Origin of the sequence: Nitratireductor aquimarinus (assembly GCF_017255295.1) — a bacterium.
In the GTDB taxonomy this organism is placed as follows: domain Bacteria; phylum Pseudomonadota; class Alphaproteobacteria; order Rhizobiales; family Rhizobiaceae; genus Nitratireductor; species Nitratireductor aquimarinus.
Window position 1 is genome coordinate 317619 of the sequence record NZ_JAFKDE010000003.1, and the last position, 22417, is coordinate 340035.

Consider the following 22417-nt stretch of genomic DNA (forward strand, 5'->3'; position numbering starts at 1 on the left):
TCAGGCGCTCACGCCGTAGATCACATCCGCACGGCGCTCGAACGCCTCGGAGAACATGCGGAAGGCGCGGTCGAACATCGCGCCCATCACCGCGCCGAGCATCCGGCTCTTGAACTCATATTCGATGAAGAAATGAATTTCGCACGCGCCCTCGCCGGCCGGCTCGAAGCGCCATTCGTTCTTGAGGAAGCGAAACGGGCCGTCCACATAGCGCACGTCGATTGCCGCATCGGCAGGCTTCAGCGTTACCTGGCTGGTGAATGTCTCCCGCAGCGCCTTGTAGCCGACGGTCATATCGGCCACGAGCAGCGTCACGCCATCGCGTTCCTTGCGCGTGCGCACGCTGAGCGCTTCGCACATGGGCACGAATTCAGGATATTTCTCCACATCCGCGACGAGCGCGAACATGTCCTCGGCTGTGTGCGCCACGCGGCGCACGGTCTCGAATTTCGGCATCAGTTCGCAGCAGCACCAGCGCCTTCAAGACGCGCCTCGCGCGCCGCCCGCAGCTTTGCGAAGTCTTCGCCCGCATGGTGCGACGAGCGCGTGAGCGGGCTGGAAGAAACCATCAGGAAGCCCTTCGTGTAGGCCACGGTCTCGTAGGACTTGAATTCCTCCGGCGTGACGAACTTCTTCACCGGATGGTGCTTGCGCGTCGGCTGCAGATACTGGCCGATTGTCATGAAGTCGACATTGGCCGAACGCAGATCGTCCATGAGCTGCAGCACTTCGTTACGCTCTTCGCCAAGGCCGACCATGATACCCGACTTGGTGAACATGCCGGGATCAAGTTCCTTGACCTGCTGGAGAAGACGCAGCGAGTGGAAATAGCGCGCGCCGGGGCGAACCTTGAGATAATTGCCCGGAACGGTTTCCAGATTGTGGTTGAAGACGTCGGGCTTTGCCGCGACGACGACTTCAAGAGCGCCGTCCTTGCGCAGGAAGTCGGGCGTCAGGATCTCGATGGTCGTTTCGGGCGAAGCCGCGCGGATTGCGCCGATCACATCGGCAAAGTGCTGCGCGCCGCCATCGGCCAGATCGTCACGGTCGACCGAGGTGATGACGACATGCTTCAGCCCCATCTCGCGAACGGCCTTGGCGACATTGTCGGGCTCGTTGATGTCCACGGGACCGGGAATGCCGGTTGCGACATTGCAGAACGCGCAGGCGCGCGTGCAGATCTCGCCGAGGATCATGAACGTGGCGTGCTTCTTGTCCCAGCATTCGCCGATATTCGGGCAGCCGGCCTCTTCACACACGGTCACGAGCTTGTTCGACTTCACGATCTCGCGGGTTTCCATATAGCCCTGCGAGGTCGGCGCCTTCACGCGAATCCATTTCGGCTTGCGCATCACGTCCTGATCGGGGCGGTGCGCCTTTTCGGGATGCCGCGGGCGCGGCTTGTCGGTGACGGTATCGAGAATGGTGACCATGTTTGTCCTATCGCGTGCGGCGCGGGGCCGAACGACCGAATATCCAGAGGATCAGGATCGCGCCAAGAATGGCGACCACCAGATTGCCCCAAAAACCATAGAACGAGATGCCGGCAATACCGGCAATCGTCCCGCCGACAAAAGCGCCGGCTATGCCGACCAGGATATTGGTGAGAAAGCCATGCTCGCGGTTCATGGTCTTTTCAGCCACGTAACCGGCCAGAAAACCGATCACGAGCAGTCCGAAAAAGCCGACACCTGACATTCCCATACCAGGTATTCCCATGAGGCCGTGGCTTTCGCCCATCATCCCGATCCTCGTTGCGTTCCCCCGCATATAGTCCACTTGTCGCGGGGGAAACAGGGGCTTTTCAGCCCTTTTCGAGCATTTGGCGGTCAGGCAGCATCACCAGACCGCACACAAACGCTGATCTTAAGCGCCGATCTCAAGCATTGAGCGTGCGCCCATAGGCGTCGAGAACGCTTTCCTTCATCATCTCCGACAGGGTCGGATGCGGGAAGACCGTGTGCATCAGCTCTTCCTCGGTCGTCTCCAGGTTCATGGCGACGACAAAGCCCTGAATGAGCTCGGTGACTTCCGCGCCGATCATGTGTGCACCCAGAAGCTCGCCGGTCTTCTTGTCGAAGATGGTCTTGATGAAGCCCTGATCCTCGCCAAGCGCGATGGCCTTGCCATTGGCGGCGAACTGGAAGCGGCCAACGCGAATGTCGCGCCCGGCTTCCTTGGCCTTTGCTTCCGTCAGACCGACGGAGGCGACCTGCGGCTGGCAGTAGGTGCAGCCCGGGATCAGGCCCTTTTCAAGCCCGTGAACGCCCGGCACGCCGGCGATCTTCTCGATGCAGATCACGCCTTCATGCTCGGCCTTGTGCGCCAGCATGGGCGGGCCCGCCACGTCGCCGATGGCGTAGATGCCATCGACATTGGTGCGGCCATAGCCGTCCACGGCAACGCAGCCGCGATCAGTCTTCACGCCCAGCGCCTCGAGCCCGAGATTCTCAATATTGCCCTGTACGCCAACAGCCGAAATCAGCTTCTCGGCGGAGATCGTCTCGGTCTTTCCATCCTTGGTCTCGATATGGGCGGTGACGCCGTCCTTGCCCTTCTCGACCTTGGAAACCTTTGCGCCAAGCTTGAACTTGATGCCCTGCTTCTCGAACTGACGCTGTGCGAATTTTGAAACTTCCGCATCCTCGACCGGCAGGATCTGCGGCATCAGCTCGACCACCGTAACCTCCGCCCCCATGGTGCGGTAGAAGGAGGCGAACTCCATGCCGATTGCGCCGGAGCCCATGACGACGAGCGACTTCGGCATCGTCTTGGGAACCATTGCCTCGAAATAGGTCCAGATCCGGTCACCATCAGGCTCGATGCCCGGCAGAACGCGCGGACGCGCACCGGTGGCGACGATGATGTGCTTTGCCTTGTAGGTTCCGGGGCCCTTGGTGTTCTTCGGCGCGGGCGGCTGCGGCTGCATCGCCTTCTTCGCCGTTTCCGACACCACGACTTCGCCAGGCCTGGAAAGCTTGGCCTCGCCCCAGATCACGTCGATCTTGTTCTTCTTCATCAGGAACCCGACACCGCCATTGAGGCGCTGCGAGACCTTGCGCGAGCGGTCGACGACGGCGTCCACATCGGCCGTCACCCTGCCCTCGATGGAGAGACCGTAGTCCTTGCCGTTTTCGGCATAATGCTTGATCTCGGCGGAGCGGAGCAGCGCCTTGGTCGGAATGCAGCCCCAGTTGAGGCAGATGCCGCCCAGATGTTCGCGCTCGACGATTGCCGTTTTCAAGCCAAGCTGTGCAGCGCGGACCGCGGTCACATAGCCGCCCGGTCCCGAACCGATGATGATAACGTCGTAGTTTTCAGCCACAGCTGGTCTCTCCTTGTAGTCGTATCGTTGTTCCAGGGCGCGGGGCAGACCCGCGCCCTGAAAGAAAATCAGGCCCGCTGCGCCCCGCGCAGGCCGAAGGCGATGAGCAGGAGGAAGATGCCGTTCGACAACAGCTCAACCGCCAGCAGAATGCCCAGAATGGTTGCGGCCGCCCACGGCATGTCCGCCAGGATCATCACGCCGAGAACCAGCGAGACGAGGCCCGAGAACAGAACCCAGCCCCAGCCCGAAAGCGGGCGGAATGCAAAGGCGTACATGATCTTCACCACACCGAGCACGAGGAAGATGATCGCCACCAGAACCGTGAGCGAAACAATGCCCGCCGCCGGTTTCATGATGATGGAAACGCCCACTGCGAGCATCAGAACGCCCATGAGCAGCGCCCAGAGGAACCCGCCCCAGCCACGCACGCTGAACGCCTGCACGATCTGCAGCACGCCAAACAGGACGAAGGTCCATGCGGCCAGCATTGCAGCGGTCATCGTGGCCGCGAATGGATTGGCGAATGCCAGAATGCCGCCAATGAGTGAAATGGCGCCGAGCAGGGCAAGCCAGCCCCAGGAAGCGTGTACGCTTCTATTTCCTGCCGTATCGGCCATATGTCTATCCTTCCGCCTTTAAAACCCAAGCATTTCAGTAACGACCGGCGCGATTCCCGCACCGATCGACCTCGTGTTGTCGGCGTCCAGATGAACGCCGTCAAGCGGACTTGTGCGCGCCACACGGCCGGCGTCGAAGAAGCCGACACCCGTGTCCCGTGCGAGCGCTTCATATAAACCGGCGAGCTTTGCCGATTCGGAGCGCGCGTTATCGAACAGTACTGAAAAGTCGGGATCATCCGTCGCGCAGGCCTGCGGCGGCGCCATGACGAGCACTTTCGGAGCCGGATCGCCCATCGGGTAGTCATGGCGGCGCACGATGTCGACCAGACGCTGCATGCCCTGTTTCGCACCGAAGGCGCGGCCACAGATGAACGGCTTCATGTCGTTCGTGCCAAGCATGATGATGACGAGATCAAGAGGTGCATGGCTCGTCAGAAGTGTCGGCAGAACCCGCGAACCATTGCGGTCTGCGCCGGCAGCGTAGTCGTCAAACACCGTGGTGCGGCCATTGAGCCCTTCGGCGATCACCCGGGCGCGGTCGCCCAGAGCGGCCTGAAGCGTGCTTGGCCAGCGGTCTTCAAAGGAATGGCGTCCGGGGCCGGCAGGATCGTACCCCCATGTCAGCGAATCGCCGTAGCACAGGATGGTCTTCATGTTCCGCCCCCGGACAAGATGTTCATTTGCGGCCTATACCAGCATCGCCATCGGGTTTTCGATGACCTGCTTGAAGGCGGCGAGGAGTTCTGCGCCGAGCGCGCCGTCGACTGCACGGTGGTCGGTCGAAAGCGTCACCGACATCACGGTCGCAACCTTCACTTCGCCATCCTTCACCACGGCCCGCTGTTCGCCCGCGCCGACCGCGAGGATCGTCGCATGCGGCGGGTTGATGACGGCGGCGAAGTCCTTGATGCCGAACATGCCCAGATTGGACACGGCCGTGTTGCCGCCCTGGAACTCTTCCGTCTTCAGCTTGCGCGAACGCGCCCGCGCGGCCAGATCCTTCATCTCGTTGGAGATGGCCGACAGCGTCTTCTCGTCGGCGCGGCGCACGATCGGCGTGATCAGACCGCCGGGGATCGACACGGCAACGCCCACATCGGCGTTTTTGTGCTTCACCATGGCGTTCTCGGTCCACGACACATTTGCGTCCGGCACCATGGCCAGCGCCTTGGCGTGGGCCTTAATGACCATGTCGTTGACCGACAGCTTGTAGGCCGGCTTCTCGCCATCCCCGGTCTTCACCTTCGGCGCGGCATCATTGAGCTGCTTGCGCAGCGCCAGAAGCGCGTCGATCTCGCAATCGAGCGTCAGGTAGAAATGCGGGATGGTGGATTTGGCCTCGACCAGACGACGGGCGATGGTCTTGCGCATGCTGTCATGCGGGATGAGCTCGTAGGAGCCTTCCTCGAACAGTTTCAGCACCTGATCGTCGGACATGGCCTGCGGCGCGGACGCAGCGGCGGAAGCTGCTTCAGCCGGTGCGGCTGCCTTCGCACCGCCATCCTTGCCTGCTGCTTCCACATCGGCCTTGACGATCCGGCCCTTCGGCCCCGAACCGGCGATGGCGGACAGGTCGAGACCGGCTTCCTTCGCCAGACGGCGGGCGAGCGGAGAGGCAAACACGCGCTCCCCATTGCCGGATGAAGCAGACTTCGCCTCTGCCGGCTTTGCCTGCGCGGGCGCTTCGGCCTTTTCCGCCGGTGCTACGGCTTCAGCGGGCTTCTCGGCCTCGGGAGCCTTCGCCCCGGCCTTTGCGCTTGCGCCGCCTTCGGCAGCCTTCACGGCGTCGGCAGCGTCCTCGCCTTCCTCGGCGAGAACCGCGATCAGCGCATTCACCTTCACGCCTTCGGTGCCTTCCGGCACGACGATCTTGGCGACGGTGCCTTCGTCCACGGCTTCCACTTCCATGGTCGCCTTGTCGGTTTCGATCTCGGCGATCACGTCACCGGGAGCGACGGAATCCCCTTCCTTGACCATCCACTTGGCGAGATTGCCCTCTTCCATCGTCGGCGAGAGGGCGGGCATGGTGACTTGGATCGGCATGGTGTCCTCCCCCTCAGTTGCGATAGGAAACGGCTTTCACCGCCTCGACCACTTCGGCGACGCTCGGGAGCGCCAGCTTTTCGAGATTGGCGGCATAGGGCATCGGAACGTCCTTGCCGGCCACCGTGATCACCGGCGCGTCGAGATGGTCGAAGGCCCGCTGCATCACCTGGCTGGCGATATGCGCGCCGACCGACGACTGCGGGAACCCTTCCTCGACCGTTACCAGACGGTTGGTCTTCTTGACGGATTCGATCACCGTATCGAGGTCCATCGGACGGATCGTGCGCAGGTCGACGATTTCCACGTCGATGCCCTCGGCAGCCAGTTCCTCAGCCGCCTTGACCGCATAGGTCATGCCGATGCCGAAGGAAACGATGGTCGCGTCCTTGCCCGTTTTGTGGATGCGCGCCTTGCCGATCGGCAGAACGAAATCATCCATCTTCGGAACGTCGAAGCTCTGGCCGTAGAGAATCTCGTTCTCCAGGAAGATCACCGGGTTCGGATCACGGATCGCGGCCTTCAGAAGGCCCTTCGCGTCGGCTGCCGTGTAAGGCATCACCACCTTGAGGCCCGGAATGTGCCCGTACCAGGCGGCGTAGCACTGCGAATGCTGTGCCGCCACACGGGCAGCAGCGCCGTTGGGACCACGGAACACGATGGGCGCGCCCATCTGGCCGCCGGCCATGTAGAGCGTCTTGGCCGCCGAGTTGACGATCTGGTCGATCGCCTGCATGGCGAAGTTGAACGTCATGAACTCAACAATCGGCTTCAGACCGGCAAAGGCCGCGCCAACGCCGACGCCGGCAAAGCCGTGCTCGGTGATCGGCGTGTCGACGACGCGCTTGTCGCCGAATTCCTGAAGGAGCCCCTGGGTCACCTTGTAGGCGCCCTGATACTCGGCCACTTCCTCGCCCATGACGAAGACGTCGCCGTCACGGCGCATTTCCTCGGCCATGGCGTCGCGCAGCGCTTCGCGCACGGTGGTCGAAACCATCTCGGTGCCTTCGGGAATGTCCGGATCGGCAGCGACCTTGAGTTCCGGTGCAGCCGGCACGGAGCCACCGGAAAACTTTTCTTCCGGCTCCGCCTTTGCGGCGCTGTCGTCAGCAGCCTTCGTCTCTTCGGCAGCCGGCTTTGCAGCCTGCCTGTCGAGATCGGAGGCGCTTTCGCCCTCACCCAGAAGAACAGCGATGGCCGTGTTCACTTTCACGCCTTCGGTGCCTTCGGCGATCAGGATCTTGCCGAGCGTGCCTTCGTCCACGGCTTCCACTTCCATGGTTGCCTTGTCGGTCTCGATCTCGGCGATCACGTCACCGGGAGCGACAGCGTCGCCTTCCTTCTTGATCCATTTGGAAAGATTGCCCTCTTCCATGGTCGGAGAGAGCGCGGGCATGAGAATTTCGGTTGGCATGTCGGCCCTCCCCTCAAAGCAGAATGTCGGTGTAGAGTTCAGACACATCCGGCTCCGGATCCGTCTGTGCGAATTCGGCCGAATCGCCGACCACGTCACGCACCTCTTTGTCGATGGCCTTCAGCGCATCTTCATCCGCCCACTTGCTGGCCAGAAGACGCTGCTTCACCTGCTCGATCGGATCGTGTTCGGAGCGCATCTTCTGCACTTCGTCCTTGGAGCGGTATTTCGCGGGGTCAGACATGGAATGGCCGCGATAGCGGTAGGTCTGCATCTCGAGGATGATCGGCCCCTTGCCCGAACGGCACCAGTCAACGGCCAGCTCACCGGCCGCCTTGACCGCACGTACATCCATGCCATCCACCTGGATGCCGGGGATCTTGAACGAAAGGCCGCGATGCGAGAAATCGGTCTCGGCGGAGGAACGCGCGACCGCCGTGCCCATGGCGTAGCGGTTGTTCTCGATGATGTAGATCACCGGCAGCTTCCACAGCGAGGCCATGTTGAAGCTCTCATAGACCTGGCCCTGGTTGGCCGCGCCATCACCGAAATAGGTGATCGAAACGCTGTCGTCGCCACGGTAGCGGTTGGCAAAGGCAAGCCCGGTGCCCAGCGGCACCTGCGCGCCAACAATACCGTGACCGCCGTAGAACTTTTTCTCCTTGGAGAACATGTGCATGGAGCCGCCCTTGCCCTTGGAGTAGCCATTGCGGCGCCCCGTGAGCTCGGCCATCACGCCGCGCGCTTCCATGCCGGTTGCGAGCATGTGACCATGATCGCGATAGCCGGTGATGACCTGATCGCCTTCCTTCATGCTCATCTGCATGCCGACGACGACGGCTTCCTGGCCGATATAAAGGTGACAGAAACCGCCGATCAGGCCCATGCCGTAAAGCTGGCCGGCCTTTTCCTCGAAGCGGCGAATGAGCAGCATTTCACGATAGGCGTGAAGCTCCTGCTCCTTGTCGAATTCCTCGGGCTTTGGAGCCTTTGGTGTCTGGCCGGCACTTGCTGCCGCCCCTTTTCCGGTCGAGCGTGACCTGTTGCCACTGGTCTTGCTTGCGGCTCGCGCCATGCCTCTACTCCCTAGCTGACAATCCGGGGAATTTGTGCAACGGTGGAGCGCGGCAAAATTGCGCCGTGAGCCTCCCGTCATCTCCCGCTTATAGATGACAAAGCTAGCACGTAGTTCACATTTCGGCCATTCAAAATCCGCATAGCTGCCATGCAGCTAAATGCTTGGATTTGCACACCTTCTTATCGATTAACTGAAAGTCGGTTAATTCACCGATCCGCGCCAATGAGGATAATGATCTCATTTTCACGCGCGACATTGAGCGCGCGCCGGGCCTGCTCGTCCAGCATGTCCTTCTCGAGGCTGCCGTCATTCACCAGCGCAACACGATGCTCCAGCTCCCTGCGCTTGGCGACAAGCGTGTCGAGTCTGGCCTGCGCCTCGGCAATGCGGGATTCGAGCTGAATTTTGGAATAGATGCCGTATTCGCCGTGATAGGCATGAAAGCCAAAATAGGCGAGAAACAGGCCCGTGATCGTCGGAACGATCAGGCGACCAGTGTTGCGGCGTTTGTGATGACGTGTCCACATGCGGAAAAAACCCTTCTCCCGCATGTGTTCATATCTTGCTTAATGGACCGTTATTTCGGCGCGGCCATTTGCATTTTTATCCGCGCAGGAACGACTTTCCGGCGTAACGCGCCTGACGGTCGAGCTCTTCTTCGATGCGGATGAGCTGGTTGTACTTCGCGGTCCGGTCGGAGCGCGCCAGCGAACCGGTCTTGATCTGCCCGCAATTGGTCGCGACAGCCAGGTCGGCAATGGTGGAATCCTCGGTCTCGCCCGAGCGGTGCGACATCACTGCGGTGTAGCCGGCCTTGTGCGCCGTCTCCACGGCATCCAGCGTCTCGGTCAGCGTACCGATCTGGTTCACCTTCACGAGGATCGAATTGCCGATGCCCATCTTGATGCCGTCGCGCAGACGCGCCGAATTGGTCACGAACAGATCGTCGCCAACGAGCTGGGCCTTGTCGCCAACCAGATCGGTGAGGATCTTCCAGCCCTCGAAATCGTCTTCCGACATGCCGTCTTCGATGGAGATGATCGGGTAGTTGCCGACCAGCTTGGCGAGATACTCGGCCTGCGCCTTGCCGTCGCGCGTCTGGCCTTCGCCTTCGTAGACGTATTTGCCTTCCTTGAAGAACTCGGTGGCGGCGCAATCGAGCGCGATGCCCACATCTTCACCCGGGCGGTAGCCGGCCTTCTCGATGGAGGCGAGAACGAAGTCCAGCGCATCCTCGGCGCTCTTCAGGTTCGGCGCAAAGCCGCCTTCGTCGCCCACATTGGTGTTGTGGCCGGCATCCTTCAGACCCGCTTTCAGCGTGTGGAAGATTTCCGACCCCCAGCGCACGGCTTCACGGATGGAGGATGCGCCAATCGGCATCACCATGAATTCCTGGAAGTCGATCGGGTTGTCGGCATGCGCACCGCCATTGACGATGTTCATCATCGGCACCGGCAGGACATGCGCCGACGCGCCGCCCACATAGCGGTAGAGCGGCAGGTTGGAGGATTCGGCAGCGGCCTTCGCCACGGCCAGCGAAACGCCGAGAATGGCGTTTGCGCCGAGACGGCTCTTGTTCGGCGTGCCGTCGAGATCGATCATCGCCTGGTCGATCTGCATCTGGTTCTCGGCTTCGAGACCGCTCAGCGTCTCGAAGATCTCGCCATTGACCGCATCGACGGCCTGCTCGACGCCCTTGCCGAGATAGCGCTTGCCGCCATCGCGCAGTTCCACGGCCTCGTGCGCGCCGGTGGACGCACCCGAAGGCACGGCGGCGCGGCCCATCGAGCCGTCTTCCAGAACCACATCGACCTCGACGGTGGGGTTGCCGCGGCTGTCCAGTATTTCGCGTCCGACAATGTCGAGAATGGCAGTCATTTTAACTCTCTCTGATCTGGAGGTTGAACCTGGGCATGAACCCGGGGGCAAGAACCCCGTAAGGTAAGAACCCGGGAGGAAGTGTCCGCGCTTTCTTAGCGCAGACACGTGAAAACTCAATGTCGCGCCTGACGTTCAGGCAGCCTTTGCGATCCGGTCGAACGCCATGAGACGCTCAAGAAGCCCTTTCATCTCGTTCAGCGGCACCATGTTCGGACCATCCGAAGGCGCGTTGTCGGGGTCCTGGTGCGTTTCCATGAAGACGCCGGCAACGCCAACGGCCACGGCCGCCCGCGCAAGCGTTTCCACGAACTGGCGCTGGCCGCCCGACGAACCGCCGAGACCGCCGGGCTGCGCAACCGAATGGGTCGCATCGAAGATCACCGGCGCCCCCATGGCCGCCATCTGCGGCAGACCGCGCATGTCGGAGACGAGCGTGTTGTAGCCAAACGAGGTGCCCCGCTCGGTCGCCATCACATTGGGATTGCCCGAAGCCGTCACCTTGGAAATCACGTTTTCCATGTCCCATGGCGCGAGGAACTGGCCCTTCTTCACATTCACCACCTTGCCGGTCTCGGCAGCCGCGATCAGGAGATCGGTCTGGCGGCACAGAAAGGCCGGGATCTGAAGCACATCGACCACTTCAGCGACGATGCGGCACTGCTCCTCGGTGTGGACGTCCGTGAGAACCGGAACGTCGAATTCCTTGCGCAGATCCGCGAAGATCGGCAGAGCTGCCTCCAGCCCCGCACCGCGCTTGCCCGAAAGCGATGTGCGGTTCGCCTTGTCGAAACTGCTCTTGTAGACGAGACCGATACCAAGCTCGTCCGTCATTTCCTTCAGCGCGCCAGCCATGTCGAAGGCGTGCTCCCGCGTCTCCATCTGGCAGGGACCGGCGATCAGAGCCAGCGGAGCGTCGTTGCCGAAAACGACATTGCCGACCGTGACACGCGGATTGGGTTTCATAGGGAAGACTCCTCAAAGACAAATACTGCGCCCTGCCCGGCCGCCGGCGGCACGATGATGGAACCGGCTTCGTCGGCGAACAGGATCTCACGAATCGAAAATTGCTCGCGCAATCTGGCAATATCCAGACACTCAAAGACGATTGCCGCGAGATCGAACCGGCCATGTTGAGAAACACGGTCTAGACCATAACGCATTGCGTAGCGGTCGGGCGTCATCACCGTCAAAACCGCGTTGCCGAGCCTCAGATCGACTTCGCCATCCACCAGCCGCTCATGCGCTTCATCGGAAAATGCGTCCAGAAAGCCTGCATAATCGTCCGGCGATGCAGCAAGGATGACGATGCGTGCGGTGCCCGTCACGCCATTTGAATGCGTCTCGAGCGCGCCGCGCCCCGCAGTCGGCATGTTGATGCGCTGGCAGATGAAGAAAAAGTGGCCGTCGGCGTTTTCCGGAGCGGCAAAGGCCAGCCGGAACGAAGCCGTGGCCTCACGTCCTTCAGCGTCGCGGAATGGACGCGAGAAGGACAGCGGCTTTCCCGCAGAAATCCCTGCGTCGACAAAGCGTGCGTGATCGGCATCGGCGTCCGCCGTTCCCAGAACCACGGCCGAAAACCCTTCATCGCCATAGGTTTGACGAAAGACGCTGTCCCGCTCAATGAAGACATTGCCGTCTGCTTCCGCCTCAAGGGCAGCCTTCTGGTCCATGCGGGCCAGGGGTTCGAGATAGGAGCCGTCTGAGAGAAAAACGCAGCAATTGCCGGTGCCGAAAGGATGCGCCGCGTCTGCGGCGACCGTGAAGCCAAGCGCTTCCAGCCGTTCCCGCGCGACCGTCAGGCCCGCGGTTGGCAACACACAATGATCGAGGGCGCGATCAAGCTTGCGATCAGGGCTGCGCGGCATTTGCATCTTGTCTTCAGATACCATGCTCCGCATGTGCCCGAAGCCCGGGCGCTTTGCAAGTGCAGAGCCGGGCAAGTGCAGAGCCGGGCAAGGAGGGTTTCCCCGCCATGAAGGCGGGGAAATGAAATCACACGAGACGTGACTGCTCCACCGCAGCTGCGATGAAGGAAGCAAAAAGCGGATGCGGCTCGAAGGGCCTGCTCTTCAGCTCAGGGTGATACTGCACACCGATGAACCAGGGATGGTCGGCATACTCCACCGTCTCCGGCAGAACGCCGTCGGGCGACAGGCCGGCAAACACCAGACCGCACTCTTCCAGCTTCTGACGATAGCCGATGTTCACCTCGTAGCGATGGCGGTGACGCTCGGAGATTTCCTCCGAACCATAGATCTCCGCAATCTTGGTACCCTCAACGAGCATCGATTCGTATGCGCCAAGCCGCATCGTGCCGCCGAGATCGCCAGAGGCCGTGCGCTTTTCGAGCATGTTGCCCTTGAGCCACTCGGTCATCAGGCCGACAACCGGTTCGCTGGTCGGACCAAACTCGGTCGAGGAGGCATTCTCGATGCCAGCCAGCGAGCGGGCCGCCTCGATGCAGGCCATCTGCATGCCGAAGCAGATGCCGAAATAAGGCACCTTGCGCTCACGCGCGAACTTGGCCGCCAGGATCTTGCCTTCCGCACCGCGCTCGCCAAAGCCGCCCGGCACCAGAATGCCATGCACTTTTTCGAGCCACGGAGCCGGATCTTCCTTCTCGAAGATTTCCGCTTCGATCCATTCGAGCTTCACGCGCACCCGGTTCGCCATGCCGCCATGAGACAGGGCCTCGATGAGCGATTTGTAGGCGTCTTTCAGGCCCGTATACTTGCCGACGACGGCAATCGTGACCTGGCCTTCCGGATTGTGGATGCGGTCTGCAACCTCTTCCCAGCGCTCCATGCGCGGCTTCGGCGCCGGATCGATGCCGAAGGCCGACAGCACTTCCGAATCGAGCCCTTCTTCGTGATAGGCGATCGGCACATCATAGATATGCGCAACGTCGAGCGCCTGAATCACGGCTGATTCGCGCACATTGCAGAACAGCGACAGCTTGCGCCGTTCTTCGGCCGGAATCTCGCGATCCGCGCGCACCAAAAGGATATCCGGTGCAATGCCGATGGAACGCAGTTCCTTGACCGAGTGCTGGGTCGGTTTCGTCTTGAGTTCGCCCGCCGCCGGAATCCACGGCATCAGCGTCAGATGCACATAGACGGCGTTGCCGCGCGGCAGTTCATTGCCGAGCTGACGAATCGCCTCGAGGAACGGCATCGCCTCGATGTCGCCAACGGTTCCGCCAATTTCGCATAACACGAAATCGTAATCCTCATTGCCTTCAAGGACGAACTGCTTGATCTCGTCAGTGACGTGCGGGATCACCTGCACCGTGGCGCCCAGATAGTCGCCACGACGCTCTTTTTCCAGAATGTTCTGGTAGATCCGACCCGTGGTGATGTTGTCCTGCTTGTTGGCCGAACGCCCTGTGAAGCGCTCGTAATGGCCAAGGTCCAGGTCTGTTTCGGCACCGTCATCGGTGACGAAAACCTCACCATGCTGATAGGGCGACATCGTGCCCGGATCAACATTCAGGTAGGGATCGAGTTTACGGATGCGAACGCGGTACCCACGGGCCTGAAGCAACGCGCCAAGGGCCGCTGCTGCAATGCCTTTTCCGAGGGAGGAGACCACGCCGCCGGTTATAAAAACATATCGCGCCATGGGACTCATCGCTTATCCGGACACAGGCGATTCCGCCAGCAAAAAATAACGAGACGCAAATCTTTTTGCGCCCCGCGGTGAATAACTCTTGCGCACTGCAAAACCGGCCGCACCATTCAGGCGGCCGGAAAGCCTTGCAAGCGTGGGCTTACTGCCCCGTGGGAACCTGATCTTCAGGATTTGCTTCGGCAGGAGCTGCCGGCTCGTCGGTCGGAACCGATGCGCCTGCGCCGCCAAGCTGGTCGAGAACGCCACCAGTGCCTTCGGTCTGCTCGCTTCCGGCCGGGATGCGGTCCAGAATGTCTGTCGGGCTCGCGCCGTAACGGGCGATCAGCGAAAGAGCAAGCGAGGTTGCGAAGAAGGCTGCGGCGAGGATCGCCGTCGTGCGCGTCAGCGCGTTGGCCGCACCGCGCGCGGACATGAAGCCGGAACCGCCGCCGACACCAAGGCCGCCACCCTCGGAGCGTTGCATGAGGACGACGCCGACCAGCGCGACCACGACGATCAGATGAATGACGATGATAACGGTCTGCATGTTTCCTTCCGGCTTTCCGGCTCGAAGCATCCACTTGAATGCGGACGCGGCTCATTACACGGCTTTCACCGTTTTTCCAAGACCGCTTTTCCAAGACCGCCGGGTGCTCACTCACAGGGTCTCGTCTTCGATACCCCGTAATTTTGCCCTTAAAAGGACCGCACCGCATACGGTTTTGCGGCATTTCAAACGCGTTTTCGCTCAAACCACATCAAATGACGGCATTTGAACGAAGCTCGCTCTCACATAGGCGGTTGAGCGAGCAACGCAAGACTTTTCTCTTCACTCAGCTCGGACAGGCAGCCGCGATGGCAAGAAAATCGACCGCCTTGAGGCTCGCCCCGCCGACCAGCGCACCGTCCACATTCTCAATCGAGAGAAGCTCGGTGGCGTTGCCGGGCTTCACCGACCCGCCATAGAGAAGACGCATCTTGTCGGCTTCGTCGCCGAGCAGCGTCTTGAGTTCGGTGCGGATATGCCGGTGTGCTTCAGTAATGTCCTCGACCGTGGGCGTAAGGCCCGTGCCGATAGCCCAGACCGGCTCATAGGCAACAACGGTGTTTGCCGCCGTGGCTTCCGCCGGAACCGAACCGGCGATCTGGCTGGAGAGGACGGAAAGCGTCTTGCCGCCTTCGCGCTCTTCTTTGGTTTCGCCGATGCAGATCACTGCCGTGAGGCCGGCGCGCCATGCGGCCTTCGCCTTGTCGGCCACGACGGCATCGCTCTCGCCATGATCGGTGCGGCGCTCCGAGTGACCGACCAGCACATGGCTCGCGCCGGCATCGGCCAGCATTTCGGCGGAGACATCGCCCGTATGCGCGCCGGAGGCTGCCGCATGACAGTCTTCACCGCCAAGGCGCAGCTTGCTGCCGGCGAGCGCATCGCTTGCGCGCGACAGGAGCGTTGCGGGAACGCAGATCAGCCCTTCCGCGCCGCCAAAGGCGCCCTCGCCCATCGCTGTGAGTTCACCGAGGTCGGCCGAAAGACCGTTCATTTTCCAGTTGCCTGCAATCAGGGGGCGAATACCTGGCGTCATGCGTCAGCGTCCTTACAAAAATCAAACTCGGCAGCTTCCCTAGCAAAAACACGCGCTAATGCAAAAGCAATTGGGCCGGCAATTCCCACTCAACTATCGACACCCGGCGTCAGGGGCGTTATTGCGCTGTGTTGGGGCCAGTCCCTGAAATCACGCGAGGAACTTCGGAAAAGCCATGCTCGACAGTCTCAGAAACGCCGCCTCTACCTGGATCGCCAAGCTGCTCCTGGGCCTTCTCGTCCTGAGCTTTGCGGTTTGGGGCATTTCGGGCCAGATCCTGAACGATCAGTCGCGCAATGTGCTGACGGTCGGAGATTCCTCCGTTTCCATGCTGGATTACCGGCTGGCCTATGACCGCCAGATCAACACGCTTTCACAGCGTCTGGGCACGCGCGTCACGCGCGAACAGGCTGTTGCCTTCGGCATTGACGAACAGGTTCTGCAGCAGCTGGCCGCCGGCGCGCTTTTGGACGAGGAAGCCCGCAAGCTCGGCCTTGGCCTTTCCAGCGACCGGCTTGCGCAGCTGACCGCCGACGACCCGGCGTTCCGCGGACCGGACGGTCGCTTCAACCGCCAGCAGTTCGATTTCGTTCTGAGCCAGATCGGCATGCGCCCCGAAGATTATCTGCGCAACCGCGAACAGGTGGCCATTCGCCAGCAGATCGTGGAAGCGGCAACGGACGGCATGAGCGTGCCGGACGAGCTGTTCAAGAACCTGGCGCTCTATCGCGGTGAAGACCGCACCATCGAATATGTGGCGCTGCCGCAGGCTCTGGTCGAGCCCGTCGCAACGCCGGACGACGCGACGCTGCAAGCCTGGTTTGACGAGCGCAAGGCAGACTATGCCGCCCCGGAATACCGCAAGTTCAGCTATGTGAAGCTTGAGCCGAGCGACATTTCCGACCCGGCTTCCGTGTCCGAAGATCAGGTCAAGAAGGCCTATGACGACCTGCGCAACCGCTACACGACGCCGGAGAAGCGCACGATCGAACAGATCGTCTTCCCGGATCGCGAAGCAGCCGAAGCTGCGCTGAAAAACCTGCTCGACGGCCAGAGCTTCGCAGACGTGGCGACGGCCGCCGGCAAGAGCGCCGACGACATCGCGCTCGGCACGCTCGCCCAGGGGGAAATCGCAGACAGCGCCATCGCCGAAGCGGCCTTCGCGCTCAGCGAAAACCAGTTCAGCGACGTGCTTGACGGCACGTTCGGACCGGTGATCGTAAATGTCTCGGAAGTTCAGGCCGAGGTGGTTCAGCCCCTCAGCGAGGTGGAAGACGAGATCCGTCAGGACCTGGCGCTTGAGGAAGCGTCGCGCGTTCTGCTCGATGTGCACGATGCCTACGAAGACGCCCGCGCCGGCGGCGCGACCATGGCGGAAGCAGCCGAGCGCATGAACCTGACCATGCGCACGATTGAAGCCATCGACGCCACTGCGCGTCGCCCTGATGGCGCGATCGTCGGTGATCTTCCGGTTTCGGCAGAGCTGATTCGCGAAGTGTTCGAGAGCGATTCCGGCATCGAGAACGCGCCCCTCTCCATGGGCGGCAATGGCTTCATCTTCTACGAGGTGGAAGGCATCACGCCCGAGCGCGACCGCACGCTTGACGAAGTGCGCGAAGAGGTCACGCAGGATTGGATCGCAGCCGAGACGGATCGCCTTCTGGCTGCGCGCGCTGCCGAGCTGGCCCAGAAGGTGAAGGACGGCGTTTCGCTGGACGACATCGCTCTGGAAATCGACCAGCAGAAGCAGGTGAAGCGTGGCGTCAAGCGCACGGCGAACGACGCCGACCTTGGCCAGGCCGGTGTTGCGGCGGTGTTCTCCGTTCCGCGCGATGGCAGCGGCGTGTTTGCCAACCCGGCCGGCGACGGACAGGTTCTGTTCCGCGTCACCGAGGTCTTCGAGCCGGCGAGCGCGACGGCGCAGAGCATTCCCGAAAACCAGCGCGACGCCATGCGCACCGGGCTTGCCGACGATCTTCTCGACCAGATGGTTGCACGCCTGCAGGGCAAGCATCCGGTGACCGTGAACCGGGCTGCAATGCAGGAAGCCCTTAGCTTCTGAGGCCGACGATGAAGGCATTCAAAACCTATATCGCCAAGGCAGCCTCGGGCGAGCCGCTGAGCTTTGACGATGCGCGCGAAGCGTTCGACATCATGATGTCGGGCAATGCGACACCGAGCCAGATCGGCGGTTTTCTGATGGCCCTGCGCGTGCGTGGCGAGACCGTTGAGGAAATCTCGGGCGCAGTCGCCACCATGCGCGACAAGATGCTGACAGTCACCGCGCCGGAAGATGCCGTGGACATCGTCGGCACGGGCGGCGACGCCTCCGGCTCCTACAATGTGTCCACCTGCTCGGCCTTTATCGTGGCGGGCGCCGGCGTTCCCGTCGCCAAACACGGCAACCGGGCGCTCTCCTCGCGCTCGGGCGCTGCCGACACGCTGGCGGCTCTCGGCATCAATATCGAGCTTGGGCCAAACGAGATCGCGGACTGCATCCGCGAAGCCGGCCTCGGCTTCATGTTTGCGCCGGCACATCACTCCGCCATGCGCCATGTGGGCCCGTCGCGGGTTGAGCTTGGCACGCGGACGATCTTCAACCTGCTTGGCCCCCTGTCCAACCCGGCTGGCGTGCGCCGCCAGCTCATCGGCGTTTTTGCGCCGGAATGGGTGGGACCGATTGCCGAGGTGCTGAAGCAGCTTGGAACGGAAACCGCCTGGGTGGTGCATGGCGCGGGTCTTGACGAACTGACCACCGCCGGAACCACGCAGGTCGCCGCGCTCGAAGACGGCCAGATCCGCCATTTCGAGATCACGCCGGAGGATGTTGGCCTCAAGCGCGTGACCATGGCCGACCTGAAGGGCGGCGAGGCAGACTACAATGCGCGCGCGCTCAGGGCCGTTCTCGAAGGCGAAAAGAACGCCTATCGCGACATCTCGGTTCTGAATTCCGGCGCTGCGCTGGTCGTGGCCGGACGCGCCAAGACCCTGAAAGACGGCATCAAACTGGCGGCGGAATCGCTCGACCGCGGACAGGCTCTGGCAACGCTGGAACGCCTCATCGAAGTTTCCAACAGGGGCACGAACAGCGATGACGACTGACATTCTGCGCAAAATCGAGGCCTACAAGCGCGAGGAAATCGCCGCCGCGAAGACGGCCTGCCCGCTGCCTGAACTGGTGGCGCGCGCCCGCGACGTGGAAGCGCCGCGTGGCTTCGGTGATGCGCTGTTGTCCAGGCAGGAGCGCGGGCGCTTCGGCCTGATCGCCGAGATCAAGAAGGCGAGCCCCTCGCGCGGCCTGATTCGTGCGGATTTCGACCCGCCGCGACTGGCTTCGGCCTACGAGGATGGCGGAGCGGCCTGCCTTTCGGTTCTGACCGACGGCCCGTCCTTTCAGGGGGCGCCCGCCTATCTGGAACAGGCGCGCGCCGCCTGCGGCCTGCCGGCGCTGCGCAAGGATTTCCTGTTCGAGCCCTATCAGGTCTACGAGGCCCGCAGCTGGGGTGCCGATGCGATCCTGATCATCATGGCGAGCCTGACGGATGACGAAGCCCGCGCGCTTGAAGAAACGGCGCTGGAACTGGGCATGGATTCACTGATCGAGGTGCATGACGAGCGCGAGCTGGAACGCGCGCTGGAGCTTTCCTCGACGCTGATCGGCATCAACAATCGCGACCTGCGCACCTTCGAGACAAGTCTTGAAACAAGTGAGCGGCTGGCCCCGCGTGTGCCCGAAGACCGCCTGGTGATCGGCGAGAGCGGCATCTTCACCAATGACGACTGCCGGCGGCTGGCGCGTGCGGGCATGAACACGTTCCTGGTGGGCGAAAGCCTGATGCGGCAGGATGATGTGACCGCTGCCACGCGCACGCTTCTGGGGCTCGACGCCGCCAAACTTGCGGGCTGAGCCGATGAGCGAGAAAGCGGCAGGCCTGACCCATATCGGCGCTTCCGGCGAAGCGCATATGGTCGATGTGAGCGGCAAGCAGGAAACCAGCCGGGAAGCGCTGGCGGAAGGCGCTGTGGTGATGAAGGCGGAAACGCTGGAGGCCATTCTGGCGGGCAACGCCAAGAAGGGCGACGTTCTGGCAACCGCGCGCATCGCAGGCATCATGGCCGCCAAGAAGACGCATGATCTCATTCCCCTTTGCCACCCGCTGGCGCTCTCGAAAGTGGTGGTGGACATCGAGCCCGACCACGAACTGCCGGGGCTCAGGGTGATGGCGCGTGTGCGCGTGACGGGACAGACGGGCGTGGAGATGGAAGCGCTTACCGCTGCCTCGGTTGCCTGCCTGACGATCTATGACATGGCCAAGGCGCTGGACAAGGGCATGGTGCTCGACGGCATCCGCCTTCTTGAGAAGACGGGTGGAAAATCCGGCGACTGGCGCGTAGCGGAGAACTGACCATGAGCCTTTTGCCGGTGGATGAAGCGCTGGAGCGCATTCTCGAGGGCGTGAAAGCACTACCCGGCGAAACAGTGCCCATTGAAGAGGCCGACGGTCGGGTTCTGGCAGCCCCCCTCGCCGCCACCCGCACACAGCCGCCCTTCGACGCTTCGGCCATGGACGGCTATGCCGTGCGCGCCGCCAATGTGGCGACGCCGCGCGCAATGCCGCTAAAGCTTATTGGAGAATCTGCCGCGGGCAGCCGGTATCACGGCGCGGTGGCCGACGGCGAAACCGTGCGGATCTTCACCGGCGCGCCGGTGCCCGAAGGCGCGGACACGATACTCATTCAGGAAAATGCGGACATTCTGGACGATGGCCGGATCGAGGCTATCGATACCGTCGCTGCCGGACGCCATATCCGCCGCGCAGGGCTTGATTTTCAAAAGGGCGACAGCGTTCTCGAACAGGGACGCCGGCTCGGACCTGCAGGAATAGGACTGGCGGCTGCGGCAGGCCATGCAACGCTTGATGTGACGCAGCGCCCGCTGGTGGCGGTGATCGCCACGGGCGACGAGCTGGTGCGGCCGGGCGAGCCCTGTGGCCCGGACCAGATCATTGCATCCAACGGCTTTGCCATCGGCGCTCTGGCGCGCAGGGAAGGCGCGCGCATTCTTGATCTCGGCATCATCCCCGACGACAGCGCCGCGATCTCCGACGCGGTGCGCAGCGCCGCTGCCGCCGGTGCGCATGTTCTGGTGACGCTTGGCGGCGCTTCTGTCGGTGCGCGCGATCTGGTGCGGCAGGCGCTGCTCGATGCGGGCATGTCGCTTGATTTCTGGAAAATCGCCATGCGCCCCGGCAAACCGCTGATGTTCGGGCGGCTGGGTGACATGCGTGTGCTTGGCCTGCCTGGCAACCCGGTTTCCAGCCTCGTCTGCGCGCATCTGTTTCTGCGTCCGCTCATTGCCCGGCTTGGCCAGCGCAGCTACGCGCCGGATCTGCGCTCGGCTGTTCTGGCAAAGGCGCTGCGGGCAAACGATGAACGCCGCGACTATGTTCGCGCCTCGGTGGCGCCCGGTTCCGAAGGGCTGATCGCAACGCCGTTCACGCTGCAGGATTCCTCCATGCTGACCACGCTGGCCGCATCCAATGCACTGATCGTGCGCGAGCCCGGATCGCCGGCGGCTGAAGAAGGCGATCGCTGCCGTGTTTTGATGCTCGGGTGAGTGCTTCGCACCCGACGGTTACAGCCAGAAGTGCTGAGAAATCCGGTGGATCGTCGTCAGCACACCGATCCAACCCGGCTTACCGTTCTGCGCGATGCCAGCCCGCTGCGCTGAAGAGAGCAGGCATTAACCGCCCTCGCCTTCGCGCCCGGGGATTGCGACGCGCATGATGCGACCGCCAAGCCCGTGCACGGTGTCATGCGCACGTACAGTCACATGACCGAGCCCCCCTGGCAGCGCGACACCTGAAAGGCTGCGCGTAAAAGGCTGCTCATTCACATGTGGGTGGAGAAGCGTTCGGGAGGCGATGACCCTGCCAGCGTCATCCAGCACATCCCAGCGATCTGCATAGTGATCCCAGCCTTCGTCCTCATGCTCGACCGTCACGTCGAAGCGATGGGTTCCGTCACCGTCAGCAATGATGTCGACCGCGACAACATCTGCTTCACCGGCATTCACCGGCGATGGCGCAAGGGCCGTCGCCACCGCAAAAAAGAAAAGCCCGGCAGGCCTGCTCAGACACGGTGCGGTCGAAGCGGCTCTGCCGGGCTTTTTCATGCGACTGTTCCGCCTCAGAACGGAATTTCGTCGTCGAGGTTCTGCGAGTAACCGCCACCGCCGCCGCCGCTGCTGCCACCGGTGTCGGCGGGACCGGACTGGCCGAAGTCGGAGCTGCGACCACCGCCGCCGCCATAACCGACCTGGTTGTCACCGCCCTGCCCGCGCGCGTCGAGCATCTGCAGCTCGCCACGGAACTTCTGCAGAACGATTTCCGTCGTGTAGCGGTCCTGACCGTTCTGGTCCGTCCATTTGCGCGTCTGGAGCTGGCCCTCGACGTAAACCTTGGCGCCCTTCTTCAGATACTGTTCCGCCACCTTGGCAAGATTGTCGTTGAAGATCACGACATTGTGCCACTCGGTGCGCTCGCGCCGCTCGCCGGACTGGCGATCACGCCAGGTTTCCGAGGTCGCGATGCGGATGTTGACCACCGGATCACCGGAGTTGAGCCGGCGGATTTCCGGGTCTGCACCCAGATTTCCCACCAGAATGACCTTGTTGACGCTGCCCGCCATAACGCTTCTCCACGCTTATCCGAAATCTGCCGCGCACTTTATCGCAAGCAGGGCTGGCGCGCGCTCTCCCGCTGCCCCTGCTCCGGTCTCGTCCACAGCTCATTTGTTCTTCTTATGTTCGCATCTGACGGAATGCCTGTCAATGACCGCCCTCCAGCGCACACATGAAGC

23 protein-coding genes are annotated in these 22417 nt (G+C 62.3%); 5 read left to right on the forward strand and 18 right to left on the reverse strand.

What is annotated here, in order from left to right; all coding sequences use genetic code 11:
* From JYP46_RS06225 to tpiA, 16 genes are all read right to left on the reverse strand, one after another.
* Entirely contained in the window at positions 1–456 is a 456-nt protein-coding gene (locus JYP46_RS06225) for a type II toxin-antitoxin system RatA family toxin (RefSeq protein WP_206547584.1), read from the reverse strand.
* The gene (gene lipA / locus JYP46_RS06230; RefSeq protein WP_113155172.1) at positions 456–1433 is read right to left on the reverse strand and encodes a lipoyl synthase; all 978 of its coding nucleotides are present in this window, start codon (positions 1431–1433) and stop codon (positions 456–458) included. The genes JYP46_RS06225 and lipA overlap by 1 nt, the downstream gene beginning before the upstream one ends.
* Positions 1434–1440: 7 nt before the next feature.
* Positions 1441–1740 carry a GlsB/YeaQ/YmgE family stress response membrane protein gene (locus tag JYP46_RS06235; RefSeq protein WP_206547585.1) on the reverse strand — a complete coding sequence of 100 codons (300 nt, stop codon included), beginning with the start codon at positions 1738–1740 and terminating at the stop codon, positions 1441–1443.
* Between the two features lie 139 nt (positions 1741–1879).
* Positions 1880–3325: a dihydrolipoyl dehydrogenase gene (gene lpdA, locus JYP46_RS06240; protein WP_206547586.1), complete on the reverse strand. Its 1446-nt coding sequence runs from the start codon at positions 3323–3325 to the stop codon at positions 1880–1882.
* 68 nt (positions 3326–3393) lie between these two features.
* On the reverse strand, positions 3394–3945 hold the full coding sequence (locus JYP46_RS06245; protein ID WP_113155170.1) for an HdeD family acid-resistance protein: 552 nt from the start codon (positions 3943–3945) through the stop codon (positions 3394–3396).
* 18 nt (positions 3946–3963) lie between these two features.
* The gene (locus JYP46_RS06250) at positions 3964–4602 is read right to left on the reverse strand and encodes an SGNH/GDSL hydrolase family protein (protein WP_206547587.1); all 639 of its coding nucleotides are present in this window, start codon (positions 4600–4602) and stop codon (positions 3964–3966) included.
* Between the two features lie 33 nt (positions 4603–4635).
* The gene (locus JYP46_RS06255; protein ID WP_206547588.1) at positions 4636–5991 is read right to left on the reverse strand and encodes a pyruvate dehydrogenase complex dihydrolipoamide acetyltransferase; all 1356 of its coding nucleotides are present in this window, start codon (positions 5989–5991) and stop codon (positions 4636–4638) included.
* Between the two features lie 13 nt (positions 5992–6004).
* On the reverse strand, positions 6005–7405 hold the full coding sequence (locus JYP46_RS06260; protein WP_206547589.1) for a pyruvate dehydrogenase complex E1 component subunit beta: 1401 nt from the start codon (positions 7403–7405) through the stop codon (positions 6005–6007).
* Positions 7406–7418: 13 nt separating this feature from the next.
* On the reverse strand, positions 7419–8480 hold the full coding sequence (gene pdhA / locus JYP46_RS06265; RefSeq protein WP_113155166.1) for a pyruvate dehydrogenase (acetyl-transferring) E1 component subunit alpha: 1062 nt from the start codon (positions 8478–8480) through the stop codon (positions 7419–7421).
* Positions 8481–8689: 209 nt separating this feature from the next.
* On the reverse strand, positions 8690–9010 hold the full coding sequence (locus JYP46_RS06270; RefSeq protein ID WP_206547590.1) for an FtsB family cell division protein: 321 nt from the start codon (positions 9008–9010) through the stop codon (positions 8690–8692).
* 76 nt (positions 9011–9086) lie between these two features.
* Positions 9087–10361 carry a phosphopyruvate hydratase gene (gene eno / locus JYP46_RS06275; RefSeq protein WP_113155165.1) on the reverse strand — a complete coding sequence of 425 codons (1275 nt, stop codon included), beginning with the start codon at positions 10359–10361 and terminating at the stop codon, positions 9087–9089.
* A 135-nt stretch (positions 10362–10496) separates the two neighbouring features.
* Positions 10497–11327, reverse strand: a complete 831-nt coding sequence (kdsA, locus tag JYP46_RS06280) for a 3-deoxy-8-phosphooctulonate synthase (protein ID WP_113155164.1) — start codon at positions 11325–11327, stop codon at positions 10497–10499.
* Entirely contained in the window at positions 11324–12229 is a 906-nt protein-coding gene (locus tag JYP46_RS06285; protein WP_206547591.1) for a VOC family protein, read from the reverse strand. Before JYP46_RS06285 ends, kdsA begins: the two co-directional genes overlap by 4 nt.
* Before the next feature lie 127 nt (positions 12230–12356).
* Positions 12357–13985, reverse strand: coding sequence for a CTP synthase (locus JYP46_RS06290; protein ID WP_162742309.1), 1629 nt, complete (start codon positions 13983–13985; stop codon positions 12357–12359).
* Positions 13986–14133: 148 nt separating this feature from the next.
* Entirely contained in the window at positions 14134–14520 is a 387-nt protein-coding gene (gene secG / locus JYP46_RS06295; protein WP_113156294.1) for a preprotein translocase subunit SecG, read from the reverse strand.
* A gap of 286 nt (positions 14521–14806) precedes the next feature.
* Positions 14807–15556: a triose-phosphate isomerase gene (gene tpiA, locus JYP46_RS06300; protein WP_206547592.1), complete on the reverse strand. Its 750-nt coding sequence runs from the start codon at positions 15554–15556 to the stop codon at positions 14807–14809.
* Positions 15557–15731: 175 nt separating this feature from the next.
* On the opposite strand from tpiA, the gene JYP46_RS06305 reads away from it, so the two are divergent.
* Genes JYP46_RS06305 through JYP46_RS06325 form a run of 5 tightly spaced genes read left to right on the forward strand, consistent with a single transcriptional unit; the run spans position 15732 to position 21173 of the window.
* Entirely contained in the window at positions 15732–17618 is a 1887-nt protein-coding gene (locus tag JYP46_RS06305; RefSeq protein ID WP_206547593.1) for a SurA N-terminal domain-containing protein, read from the forward strand.
* Between the two features lie 8 nt (positions 17619–17626).
* Positions 17627–18658 carry an anthranilate phosphoribosyltransferase gene (gene trpD, locus JYP46_RS06310; protein ID WP_113155159.1) on the forward strand — a complete coding sequence of 344 codons (1032 nt, stop codon included), beginning with the start codon at positions 17627–17629 and terminating at the stop codon, positions 18656–18658.
* Entirely contained in the window at positions 18648–19463 is an 816-nt protein-coding gene (gene trpC / locus JYP46_RS06315) for an indole-3-glycerol phosphate synthase TrpC (RefSeq protein ID WP_113155158.1), read from the forward strand. Before trpD ends, trpC begins: the two co-directional genes overlap by 11 nt.
* A 4-nt stretch (positions 19464–19467) precedes the next feature.
* Positions 19468–19962 carry a cyclic pyranopterin monophosphate synthase MoaC gene (gene moaC / locus JYP46_RS06320; RefSeq protein WP_206545337.1) on the forward strand — a complete coding sequence of 165 codons (495 nt, stop codon included), beginning with the start codon at positions 19468–19470 and terminating at the stop codon, positions 19960–19962.
* Positions 19963–19964: 2 nt separating this feature from the next.
* Positions 19965–21173, forward strand: a complete 1209-nt coding sequence (locus tag JYP46_RS06325; RefSeq protein ID WP_206547594.1) for a molybdopterin molybdotransferase MoeA — start codon at positions 19965–19967, stop codon at positions 21171–21173.
* Positions 21174–21299: 126 nt separating this feature from the next.
* On the opposite strand, the gene JYP46_RS06330 is transcribed toward JYP46_RS06325, so the two are convergent.
* Positions 21300–21731, reverse strand: a complete 432-nt coding sequence (locus tag JYP46_RS06330; protein ID WP_222473936.1) for a hypothetical protein — start codon at positions 21729–21731, stop codon at positions 21300–21302.
* Between the two features lie 14 nt (positions 21732–21745).
* A complete protein-coding gene (locus JYP46_RS06335) occupies positions 21746–22246 on the reverse strand; it encodes a single-stranded DNA-binding protein (protein ID WP_206547595.1) in 501 nt (166 codons plus the stop codon).
* Between the last annotated feature and the right edge of the window lie 171 nt (positions 22247–22417).